Genomic DNA, 11,159 nt, shown 5'->3' with positions numbered 1-11,159 from the left:
CTAATTCCTACGCTTTTATTATCAAGGCTAAAAAATACATTTAATTCTTTATCACTTGTTTTATATTCAAAATTATTTGTTTTTATATCTTGTCTTATTTGGCTTAGATTAATAGTGCTATTTACATTTTTTATTTTATGTAGGCTAGAATTTAAAAACCCACCCATATCACAAATATTTAAATCCATATTTAACTCTCCTTTAACTAAACTTATATCGGTTAATTTTATTTTTCTTTAAGAGTTTTTAGTAATAATTTACTAAATTTTAAAAAAAGGAGAGATTATGAAGAAATTATTTTCATCTGTTATTTTATTGTTAGCTTTAAGCTCAGTTATATATGCTGCAGGACACGAATATAAAAAACCAGTAAATCACTGCACGATTACTTGGTATGGCAAATTATATTGCAGCCCACATATCAATGATTAATCAAAAGAATTACGAATTTATTCGTAATTCATATATAAGTTTTACTGCATTTTAAAATACAAAATTATTAAAAATTAAAAGAATTTAAATCTACTTATTTTTTATAAATATACCTAAACCACAAATTAGCATAATCAATCAAAGCACTTCTTTTATTTTTTGCAAAAAACTCATCATATTCATTGATTTTTACATATACGCTTTTAATGAATTCTCCATTATCAACGCCGCCACCAGCTCCTACAATGTCATCATCGCTAACCCTAGCAAAAAATAAATGTTGAGTATTTACCCCACTACCAAATCCTGTATAAAATTTATTAATATAAACTAATTTTTTAGGCTTAAATCCTAATTCTTCTATACATTCATCTAAGGCTATTTCTTCTAAGCTTTTGTTTTTATCAATTATCCCACTACATAATTCAACCGAAAATCCACTCTCATAATCTTTACAATTTTCGTAATAATATAAAGGTGCTCTAAATTGTTTTACAAATATAAAACTATCCTTGCTCTCGTGATATAACATAATACTAACAGAATCAAAAGACTTTATAAAATCCCAATCTACCTTATGCTCGTTTATAACAAAACTAGCTCTTAAAGGTTTTATAAAATCTGATTTTTTAAACTCAACTATTTTAAAATCACTTATATCAATTTTCATTCAAGCTCCTTTAAAACCTTAAGCCCTATTTCATCAAATTGTTTATTTTTATAATGATTTTGCATTAGATTATCAATACTTGCAGCAAAAATCATATAAATATATGACAAATCTTGAGTATTTAATGCTTTATAAAAATACTCATCATCAAGCCCACTAGCTATAATATCTATAGCTTCTTCGTAATTATTAAACTCATAGCCTAATAGTTCTAAAAATCTTTTAGCATTTGAATTAACCACAAAAATAGGCTTTTTTAAAAGAAAATTACTAAGCATTAAAGCCGTATCAAAACCAATGCCTTTAATATCCATAATCCAATCAAAACTAGCATTATTAATAAAATCATCAAAACTGCTAAAATCATTCACAATTGCCCTTGCTAAATCGCTAATTTTTTTTGCTTTTGTATTATAAAATCCACTTGCTTTTATTAACTCGGCTAGTTCTTTTACATCAATTAAAGCAAGTTTGTTTATAGAATTTGAAATAGGAATTTCAACATTTTTTAATGCTTTTTGAGTGTTTTGCCACTTGGTATTTTGACCTATTAAAAGAGCTAAAAATTTTGAAAAATCATCATAATTTTGCCATTCATAAGAACCTTGTAAATTATGTTTTAATAACGCTTTAAAAATACTAGCTCCATTAATCATTCAAATCCTTTTTTAGTTCATAAAATTGTTTAGCGATACGACCATTTTTTGTGCCTTTTAAATTTGCAAATTCTAAAGCCTTAGCCTTTATCTCATCACTAAATTCATCTTTAAATAATGATTTTACAATGCTTAAATACTGCTCTTGGCTCATTGAATAAAAATTAAGCCATATTCCAAATCTTTCTTTTAAAGCAAATCTATCATCGCTTTCATCTTTAAAATCAGCGTCTTGATAATTTGTATTACTTGATTTTAAAAGATTTTTATAATTTGAACTTAAAATAAACATTATATTATCACTTAATTTCTCGCATCCACCATCTAAAATCGGCTTTAATGCCTTAAAACTATCATCATTTATACTAAAGCTTATATCATCTAAAAATATTACGAATTTGTATTCTAATTCGCTTAAATCATCAATAATATATCTTAAATGCGATAAATCTTCTTTAAAAACCTCAACTATTCTTAAATCACTTTTAATAAATTCATTAAAAATAGCCTTGATTAAACTAGATTTGCCACAACCTTTTGCACCGGCTAATAAACAATGCTGATAGGCTTTGTTTTGTAAAAAATTATTCATATTATTTTTTAAGATATTAAATTCTTTATCCAAAAACAAAAGGTCTTTAAAATCAACCAAATCAAGGTTTTTAATAGGCTTAAAGCTACTAGTTCTTGCTCTATAACTAGCAGCTTTAAATTCTTTAAACAATGCTATCAAAACTAACTTCTTTTAAATCAGCCACACAAGCAATGTGCTTATAAATGCTATAAACTAATGCTAAGCGATTGTTTTTAATCTCTAAATCATCAACATTTATCATAACATTATCAAAAAACTCATCAATGATAGGTTTAAGTGCAAAAATCTTACCTAAATTATCACTCACATCATCACTAAAACTAATATCTTTATAAGCTTTATATAATTTAATCTCATATTCATTACTTAATTTGCTTTCATCACAATATAAATCTTTACTATCTTTTATGATATTTGCAAGTCTTTTAAATGTTGAGATTTTGCTCTCATAATCTTTATCTTTTGCTAGATTTATAAGTGCTTTTATATTCTCATCAATTACTACTAAATCATTATTATTCACATTTAAAACCGCTTTTATAAAAGATGAATTTACGCTATATAAAGCATTAAATCTATCTGTAATAAAATTAAGCAATTTAACTTTATCATAATCTTTATAAAGACCTTTAAACTCGTTTAATAAATCTAATAAATTAAATTTAACGCCTAAATCAATTAGAATTTTAATAATACTTAAAGCTGCTCTTCTTAATGCGTAAGGGTCTTTATTACCACTTGGAAGCTTGTTTATACTAAATAAAGCCATTAAAGTATCAAGTCTAGTTGCTAAGATTACAATTTTACTTAATTTTGTGCTTGGGATAACATCATATAAATATTGCTCTTTAATAGCAGTGCAAACTTCACTAGAATACCCCATATTAGCAGCATAATATGAGCCTACAATTCCTTGTAATTCAGGGAATTCGCCTACCATTTGTGTCCTTAAATCAGCCTTGCTAAGTAAGATTGCATCTTTTATATTTTTTGTATTTTCATAAGCAAATAATTTTGCTAATCTTAAGGCAATTTCTTCTTCTCTTTGTTCTTTTTGTGCTATTGTGCCTAATTCTTGCATATAAATTGTATTGTTTAATAATTCAGGTTGTAAGCCAAGTTTTAAGTCATTTTCCCAGAAAAACAACGCATCACTAAGCCTTGCTCTTAACACCTTTTCATTACCTTTTTTTATAGTTTCTAAATCAGGATTGAATGAATTTGTAATCGTTATAAAATTATTGCTTAAAGAATTATCCTTATATACTGCAAAATAGCGTTGATTTTCTTTCATTGAAGTAATTATTACTTCAGGTGCAACTTGTAAAAATTCTTTATCAAAACTACCTAAAAGCGCTGATGGATATTCAGTAATTGCTACAACTTCTGCTAATAATTCTTCATCAATTTCAGCTTTTAAATTCCATAATTTTTCAATATTTCTTATCTCACTTAAAATGATTTCTAATCTATCTTTAGGATTTAAGATAACTTTGCCTTCTTTTAAAGTCTTAAAATACTCATCTTGGGTATTAAAAGAGATTTTATCCATACTAATATTTCTATGAACGAAAGTACTTTTACTTGAGTTTATATTAAACAAACTTGCATTAATTAATTCATCATCCATCATAACGCATAGTCCAGTAATTGGGCGAATAAAACTAAAAGTATTTGTACCCCAACGCATACTTTTACCAAAATTAAGACTTGTAATAAAGCTTTCTAAAATATCATTTATTAATTCGCTAAATAATTTACCTTTTTCTATTTTTTCTACATATAAACAAACTTTTCCTTTAATTTCTTTAAAGCTAAGTTCGTTTTCGCTAATATCTGCTTTTGCTAAAAAGCTCTCACCAGCTTTACTCAATTTCCCATCTTTATAGGCTACTTCTTTAGGAGCTCCGATTAATTCTATAACGCTATCGTTTGCTCTTTCGTTTGCTTTAAATGTAAAAACAAATCTTCTAGGAGTGTATAAAAACTCTAAATTACTAAATTCAATATTATTTGCTTTTAAAACCACTTCTAATTTATCTTTTATATTTGGTTCTTCTTTTAAAAAAGGAATTGCAGGTAATTCTTCTGTAGTTATTTCTATTAAAAACTTTCTCATTTTATCTCCTTAAATGTAAAACCTTGCTCTTTAAGAATTTTTCCAACTTCTTCTTGATGAGCTTTGCCTTTAGTCTCAAGTGTGATTGTAATATTTGCATCACCAAAATCAGTGCCTAATCTATCATAATCAACTTTTATTATGTTTGCTTGTGCGTCTTTTAAAGCCTTAGTTAAATCAAGTAATGCCCCTGCTTTATCAATTAAAGTTACGCATATTTGCATTTTTCTATAACTTTTAATAAGACCTTTTTCAATAATATTATTTAGCATTGTAATATCTATGTTTCCACCACTTAAAATGCAAACTACATTGCCACTTAGATTAGGAATTTTGCCGTGCATTACAGCAGCTACACTTGCTGCTCCTGCACCTTCAACTACTTGTTTATGTTGCTCTAATAAAAATAAAACCGCATTAGCTATTTCTTCATCGCTAACCATAACCATATCATCTACATTGTTTTTAATTATATTAAAGCTATCTTCATTAACATCTCTTACAGCTATACCATCAGCTATTGTTTTTACCTTGTTTGAGTTTATGATTTTACCTTCATTAAAGCTATTTAGCATAGCACTAGCACCCTTGCTTTGCACTCCTATTACTTTAATATTTGGATTAATTTGTTTTGCTGCACTAACAATACCGCTAATTAAACCGCCACCGCCTACTGGAACGATGATATAAGAAATATTGTTTAATTCTTCAATTAGTTCTAAAAATATAGTCCCTTGTCCTGCCATTACAAACGGGTCAGCAAATGGGTGAATAAAGGTTAGATTTTTAGTCTTTTCTAACTCTTTTGCGTAAGCGTAAGCTTCATCAAAATTATCGCCTTTAAGTATTACATTAGCACCTAAATTAGCTGTGCTGCTTACTTTATTTACTGGTGTTGATTCTGGCATTACGATATGAGCTGTTATACCAAACTTTGAAGCAGAAAAAGCTACTCCTTGAGCGTGATTTCCTGCACTTGCTGCAACTACTCCTAGTTTTTTTTGCTCTTCATTTAAACTTGCAATCTTATTATAAGCGCCCCTTATCTTATAAGCTCCAATTGTTTGAAGATTTTCACATTTTAAATATATATTATATTTATCATTTGATAAAAATCTTGAATAATTAAAAGGCGTTTTAATTGCCACATCATATACTTTTTCTTTAGCCGCATATATTTTGCTAAGCTCTATCATCTTTCTTCCTTTCTAGGTAAAATCCACACTCTAAATGCTCTGAATTTATAAACTGGTCAAACAAAACAAATCTTTTTAACTCGTGAGTTTTGCATAATTTTTCTAAATCTATTTTAGCCGTTAATGGATTGCACGAAATATAAATTATATTATCATAGTTTTTTACTAAATTAACACATTCGCCTAAGCCGCATCTTGGCGGGTCTATTAAAATATGTGAAAAACAAAAATCATCTAAATTTAAATCTTTTAGCCTATTAAAAGTTCTTACCTTATTAAAAGCGTCTTTTACTTCACTATCTTTTAGCCTTGCTGTAAAAATATTATTTACATTATTTAATTTGCAATTTTTATTTAAAAATGCCACATTTTTTTTACTAAGTTCTGTTGCAAAAACTTTTTTAAAAAATGGTGCAAGTGCTAAGGTAAAATTACCATATCCACAATAAAGCTCTAATAAATCATAGCATTTTTTATCTTTAAGACAAGATTTTGCAAACTCAAGCATATTTTCATTCATACTTAAGCTAGGTTGGATAAAACACTCATCATTAAACTCATACTTAATATCATTGCTAAAATGCTCTAAAATATCGCTTGGATATGATATTCTTTGTTTTCTTGATTGCATTATTAAATTAAGCTTTAAATTGGTTAATTTGCTTAATTTTTCGTAATAATTTTCTATTTTAAATTCTTTTATGTCTTTATGATATAAAAGCAAAACATTTAAAGTGTAAAAGCTCTTAAAAAATCTAATTTCAAATAATTTATCTTTTAAAACTTCATCTAAAGCCTTAAGTAATTTAGGCATAAATTCTCTTATCTCATCACATATAAAAGAAGTATCAAAATCAGTTATTTTTACCTTATCTTTAAACATAGCATAAGATATTTCGCCATTATTTTTATATAAAGCAAAATTAACCCTAGTTCTTAAGCCATCTTTATAAATCTTCTCGCAAGGAATTTGAAATTCCTTGCAAACTAAGTCAAATTTATTCAACTTTTTTTCCTATTAAGCGAAGTGCTAAGCTCATCATAACAACACCTAAAATAATTGTTAAATACACATTTAAGCCAAGACTTACAGGAATATATCCAAAAACTACGCTAATAGCACATACTAAAAGTGCATAAGGCATTTGAGTTTTAACATGCGCACTTAATTCGCATTTTGCACTCATTGCACTTAAAATTACGGTATCAGCTATCGGAGAACAATGGTTTCCAAAAATAGCACCTGTTAAAACACAAGAAATATTTATAACCATATATTCATGAAGTTCATTTCCACTCATACCAGCTTCAAGACCAACTGCGTGTGCAAGTGGGATTGCTAAAGGCATTAAAATACCCATAGTTCCATAACTTGTGCCTATTGCAAAACTCATAGCCGAGCCGATTAAGAAAATTAAACTAGGAAGTAATACATGCGGAGTTGAGCCTGATAGTAATTGAACTATGTATTTATGAGTGCCTAATTCTTTTACAATTGCAGCTAAGCTCCAAGCAAAAAGTAGCATTGCAATTGTAAATATCATACTCTTCCAGCCATGTAGCCAAGTCTCTACTGCTTCTTTGTGATTAATTTTTTTGCGAACTAGACCTAAAATAACTGCAACAACACTAGCAAATAATGCAGCTTGAAATAATGCCAAGCTTGAGTTTGCTTCACCTAAAGTAGTTCTTATCGCATAAAAACTTAAATAATTTTCTTCAATCTTGCTTAAAACATCTGCTTTATCAGGGTCATCTATAATTGCATTTAAACCACTAAAATAAAAACTTGCTAAAGCTGTAATAATAAGAGTTAAAATAGGAATTAAAGCATCACTAATTTTATGCTCTACTCCATCATTTGGTTTTAATTCACGCTCAAGTTCAGCTCCAACATCAAGTGCAGCTTCACTTACTATTCCTGCACGAGCATTTTTTTCAGCTATATACATTGAGCCAAATTCTCTTTGCTGAATAGCTGTTAAAACAACGAAAATTAGCATAAAGATATTATAAAATCTATAAGGAATTGTTTGCATAAATACTCCAAAAGCATTTACATCGCTAATTCCTACTAAAGAATAAGCAGTTTTAATAAGTCCAACTTCAATACCTATCCAAGTAGAAATTATCGCAATTCCTGCAACAGGTGCAGCGGTGCTATCAAGTATGAAGCTTAATTTCTCACGAGAGATTTTAAACTTATCAGCAATTGGTCTCATAATAGGACCAACGGTTAAACTATTTGCATAATCATCAAAGAAAATACAAAGCCCTATAAGCCAAGTGCTAACTTGAGCTGAAACAGGACCTTTTACAAAACGAGTAAGCGCAAGTGCAACTGCGTTTATTCCACCCATTTTAGTAATTAATGCAACCACACCACCTATACAAAATACTTGCAAGATTACTCCTGCATCATCGCTATCTATCATAGCATCTAGCAAATGTTTTACTATATTTGAAAATGACGCTAAAAATAAATTTACCCAATCCATAAAAGATGGATTATTATAAGTAAATGTATAAGTATCATTTACAATATTTGCTGTGTAAAAATTAGCAAAAGCTAGAAGAAAAGTCCCCGTAAAAACACCTATAAATAAAGATAAAATTACTTCACGAGTAATAAAAGCTAAAATAATAGCCATTAAAGGCGGTAAAAGTGTTAAAACACCATATAATTGCATATTGCTAACGCTTGTATCAGCTGCGTTTGCAAATATACTAAAAAACATTAAAAACAAAAATCTCATTTTAAATTCCTATTTTAAATTCTACATTCTTTTTGATACTAAACAAGCCGTAATAAAGGCAACAAATGCTACTAAAACTATATAAGCTCCACCACCGATTTGATATAAAAATGGTGGATTTTCACCAATTGCAACTTTGTTTAAAAACGGCAATAATATAGGAGTTATAAATCCTGCTATTGCGTAAGCTAGGTTATAGCTAAAGCTAATTCCACTATAACGAATTTTTGCAGGGAAAATCTCAACCATAATTAAAGGTGTAAAGTTCATAAGTCCTGCACTAAGAGTTGCTAATAAATAAAAACTCACAAGTAAATTAATATCCTTGCCTATATACAACTCATAAAAATACATCGCACCAAAAACACCCCAAAGAATGGCAAAAATCTTATAAATCCTACTAATTCCAAATTTATCACTTAAAAATCCTGTTAAAACACAACCAATCATCATAGCAAGTATTCCATACATTTGAAGAAGGGTATTATCAACAGGGTCTAATTTCATAACAGCTTTTACGAAATTTGGAGCAATTAATAAAAATACAACCACACAAGCAGTTAAAACCCAAGTAACTAAAATAGAAATAAATATCCCAAATCTATGATTTTCTATAACATCTTTTATAGGAAGTTTTACTAAAGAATCACTTTCTTTCATCTTTTTAAATACAGGAGTTTCATTTAAATATCGTCTAAGATATAAAGAGATTATTCCAAAAACACCACCTAAAGCAAATGGAATTCTCCAACCCCAATCCTTTAGCTCTTCAGTCGTAAAATTAAGCTGCATAATAAGTGCAACCAAACAACCAAGTAAAATTCCACCAACAACGCTTGAAGTTAATAAGCCTATAAATAGACCTTTTTTGTTATCTTCACTATGTTCTCTTACAAATACCCAAGCACCAGGTAGCTCTCCACCTATTGCCATACCTTGAAAAATACGAACAAATAAAAGTGCAATAGGGGCTGCATATCCAATTGTCTCATAAGTTGGAATAATAGCAAGTGCAAAAGTAGGAATTACCATAAGTAAAATACTAAGCATAAACATATTTTTTCTACCAAATTTATCTCCAAAATGTGCCATCACAACGCCGCCTAAAGGACGAGCTAGATAAGCTGCTGCAAATGCTCCATAAGTATTTAGCTCTTGCCAAAACGGACTAAGCGTATTTGGGAAAAAATGATGTGCAAAATAAGATGAAAAAAATACAAATATAATAAAGTCATAAAACTCAAGAGTGCCACCAAGTGAGCTTAAGGCTAGAGTTTTTACTTCTTCTTTGTTTAATTTTTTTGTCATATATCTCCTTTTTCGTAATTTAATTTATCTCTATTAATAGCCAATTCTTCATAAGCTTCGCTAATAAATTTATTTATTTGATAATCAAATGATGAAGTATGAGATAAACCTACAATTACTTGAACTTTAGCACCTTTTACTCCAAAACGATTTTTCATAGCTTCTTGTCTAACTTCATCTATATAACTCTTAACTACAACCTCATCTTCATTAATAATAAAAACTAAAAACTCATTTCCACTCCAACGAGATATGTATTTTTCATAGTTTTCACTATTTTTTCTTAATATATATGCAAATTCTTTTAAGACTTCGTTGCCTAATTCTGTTGTGTATTCTTCGTTAATTTTTCTTAAGTTATTAATCTCTATTACTATTACACTAGCTTGAGTAATTACATCTTCATCAGCATTATGCTCAAGTTTTGCATTCATAATTTCTAAGAAAGAATATTTATGATAAGTTTCAGTTAAGGTGTCAAAACTAGTAAGTCTTTTTAAATGGCTCTTTCTGTTTTCATCATTAACAAATCTAATAACCTGACCTAATTCCATAATAATTTGGGTAAAAAATATAGCACTAACTACGCAAATTATATTGATAATATATATAAATACTTGTCCTGGCTCTTGATACGCCTTGTCGCAATAGAAAAATAAAAATAAATATAACAAGAAATAAACAAAAGGAAATATAAAAATTAAAGCAGAATATTTTCTTAAATTAAGATAATAATAAGATGTAAGCATAATTAGATATAAATCAAATCCATATCCCCAACCAATACTTAAAGAAAAATAAGTAGCTGTAAAAATTGATTCTAATTGAAATAAATACCAAGCATAATGCCTAACGCTTATAAAATTTACTCTTATAATTTTTTTAAACAATGATGATTTAAAAGATTTTTTACCATTTAAAATCTTTCTATATCTATTATAAAAATAATTTTTTTCTCCAAAACTCTTATAAAGTTTTCTACCAACAAACAATAAGAATAAAAAAGCTAAATAATATAAAGATGTTGCAAAAATTTCATAAGAAGTAATTATAAAACCATTGTAATAAAAAATCAAACCAGTAAAAAATCTAGCAAAAAATAAAAATAGACTATTTACTAATATCAAAACTTCATATTTAACCACTTTAAACCTTTTAATTTATATCGTCATATCCACTTTTATACAATATATACTCACGACCCATTGTTTTTGTTTCATATTTTAATTTTACGGTTTCATTTATTTTTTCTAATAAAACTTTAGGTCTTTTTTGAGTATCTATATGCTTGTGGTATTTTGCAACAATTTTTAAATAAATATCAAAATTATCTTTTTTCTTTCTAATCATCTTATCAAAATCTTTGCTTATTGATTCAAGTAAGAAATAAAACTTAGAGCTTTCTTCTTCTAAAATTAATACAAAAG

General features: G+C 27.9%; 12 protein-coding genes. 1 reads left to right on the top strand and 11 read right to left on the bottom strand.

Translation table 11 applies throughout. The features are described from left to right. A partial coding sequence (locus tag KJQ97_RS07835) for a hypothetical protein (RefSeq protein ID WP_214120483.1) occupies positions 1-188 on the bottom strand: 188 nt, incomplete at its 3' end. A 97-nt stretch (positions 189-285) separates the two neighbouring features. Here KJQ97_RS07835 and KJQ97_RS07830 point away from each other — a divergent pair. After that, positions 286-432 (top strand): hypothetical protein, encoded by a 147-nt coding sequence (locus KJQ97_RS07830; protein ID WP_214120482.1) that lies wholly within the window; start codon positions 286-288, stop codon positions 430-432. Between the two features lie 94 nt (positions 433-526). On the opposite strand, the gene KJQ97_RS07825 is transcribed toward KJQ97_RS07830, so the two are convergent. The 10 genes from KJQ97_RS07825 to KJQ97_RS07780 form a co-directional block, all read right to left on the bottom strand. Beyond that, positions 527-1,102 carry an NUDIX hydrolase gene (locus KJQ97_RS07825; RefSeq protein ID WP_250325867.1) on the bottom strand — a complete coding sequence of 192 codons (576 nt, stop codon included), beginning with the start codon at positions 1,100-1,102 and terminating at the stop codon, positions 527-529. Next, entirely contained in the window at positions 1,099-1,758 is a 660-nt protein-coding gene (locus KJQ97_RS07820; RefSeq protein ID WP_214120481.1) for a hypothetical protein, read from the bottom strand. The genes KJQ97_RS07825 and KJQ97_RS07820 overlap by 4 nt, the downstream gene beginning before the upstream one ends. Beyond that, positions 1,751-2,491 carry a DUF815 domain-containing protein gene (locus KJQ97_RS07815; RefSeq protein WP_214117442.1) on the bottom strand — a complete coding sequence of 247 codons (741 nt, stop codon included), beginning with the start codon at positions 2,489-2,491 and terminating at the stop codon, positions 1,751-1,753. The genes KJQ97_RS07820 and KJQ97_RS07815 overlap by 8 nt, the downstream gene beginning before the upstream one ends. Next, positions 2,475-4,472: a glycine--tRNA ligase subunit beta gene (glyS, locus tag KJQ97_RS07810; RefSeq protein WP_214120480.1), complete on the bottom strand. Its 1,998-nt coding sequence runs from the start codon at positions 4,470-4,472 to the stop codon at positions 2,475-2,477. The genes KJQ97_RS07815 and glyS overlap by 17 nt, the downstream gene beginning before the upstream one ends. After that, entirely contained in the window at positions 4,469-5,668 is a 1,200-nt protein-coding gene (ilvA, locus tag KJQ97_RS07805) for a threonine ammonia-lyase (RefSeq protein ID WP_214120479.1), read from the bottom strand. Before ilvA ends, glyS begins: the two co-directional genes overlap by 4 nt. Continuing rightward, positions 5,655-6,674 carry a tRNA (uridine(54)-C5)-methyltransferase TrmA gene (locus tag KJQ97_RS07800; protein ID WP_214120478.1) on the bottom strand — a complete coding sequence of 340 codons (1,020 nt, stop codon included), beginning with the start codon at positions 6,672-6,674 and terminating at the stop codon, positions 5,655-5,657. Before KJQ97_RS07800 ends, ilvA begins: the two co-directional genes overlap by 14 nt. Then, the gene (locus KJQ97_RS07795; RefSeq protein WP_214120477.1) at positions 6,667-8,424 is read right to left on the bottom strand and encodes a Na+/H+ antiporter NhaC family protein; all 1,758 of its coding nucleotides are present in this window, start codon (positions 8,422-8,424) and stop codon (positions 6,667-6,669) included. Before KJQ97_RS07795 ends, KJQ97_RS07800 begins: the two co-directional genes overlap by 8 nt. 21 nt (positions 8,425-8,445) lie before the next feature. Then, entirely contained in the window at positions 8,446-9,732 is a 1,287-nt protein-coding gene (locus KJQ97_RS07790; RefSeq protein WP_214120476.1) for an MFS transporter, read from the bottom strand. Continuing rightward, positions 9,729-10,877: a GGDEF domain-containing protein gene (locus KJQ97_RS09945; RefSeq protein ID WP_214117448.1), complete on the bottom strand. Its 1,149-nt coding sequence runs from the start codon at positions 10,875-10,877 to the stop codon at positions 9,729-9,731. Before KJQ97_RS09945 ends, KJQ97_RS07790 begins: the two co-directional genes overlap by 4 nt. A 10-nt stretch (positions 10,878-10,887) precedes the next feature. Next, on the bottom strand, positions 10,888-11,159 hold a 272-nt coding region (locus tag KJQ97_RS07780), incomplete at its 5' end, for a hypothetical protein (protein ID WP_214120475.1).

The organism is Campylobacter sp. 2018MI01, assembly GCF_018501205.1.
In the GTDB taxonomy this organism is placed as follows: Bacteria; Campylobacterota; Campylobacteria; order Campylobacterales; family Campylobacteraceae; genus Campylobacter_E.
The sequence above is the reverse complement of the archived record's forward strand: the minus strand, read 5'-3'. Positions and strand labels throughout refer to the sequence as shown.

Excerpts from the sequence above, each read along its gene's own strand:
- ilvA (WP_214120479.1), bottom strand. The coding sequence starts at position 5,668 with ATGATAGAGCTTAGCAAAATATATGCGGCTAAAGAAAAAGTATATGAT.
- KJQ97_RS07825 (WP_250325867.1), bottom strand. The coding sequence starts at position 1,102 with ATGAAAATTGATATAAGTGATTTTAAAATAGTTGAGTTTAAAAAATCA.
- KJQ97_RS07795 (WP_214120477.1), bottom strand. The coding sequence starts at position 8,424 with ATGAGATTTTTGTTTTTAATGTTTTTTAGTATATTTGCAAACGCAGCT.
- glyS (WP_214120480.1), bottom strand. The coding sequence starts at position 4,472 with ATGAGAAAGTTTTTAATAGAAATAACTACAGAAGAATTACCTGCAATT.
- KJQ97_RS07790 (WP_214120476.1), bottom strand. The coding sequence starts at position 9,732 with ATGACAAAAAAATTAAACAAAGAAGAAGTAAAAACTCTAGCCTTAAGC.
- KJQ97_RS07830 (WP_214120482.1), top strand. The coding sequence starts at position 286 with ATGAAGAAATTATTTTCATCTGTTATTTTATTGTTAGCTTTAAGCTCA.
- KJQ97_RS07820 (WP_214120481.1), bottom strand. The coding sequence starts at position 1,758 with ATGATTAATGGAGCTAGTATTTTTAAAGCGTTATTAAAACATAATTTA.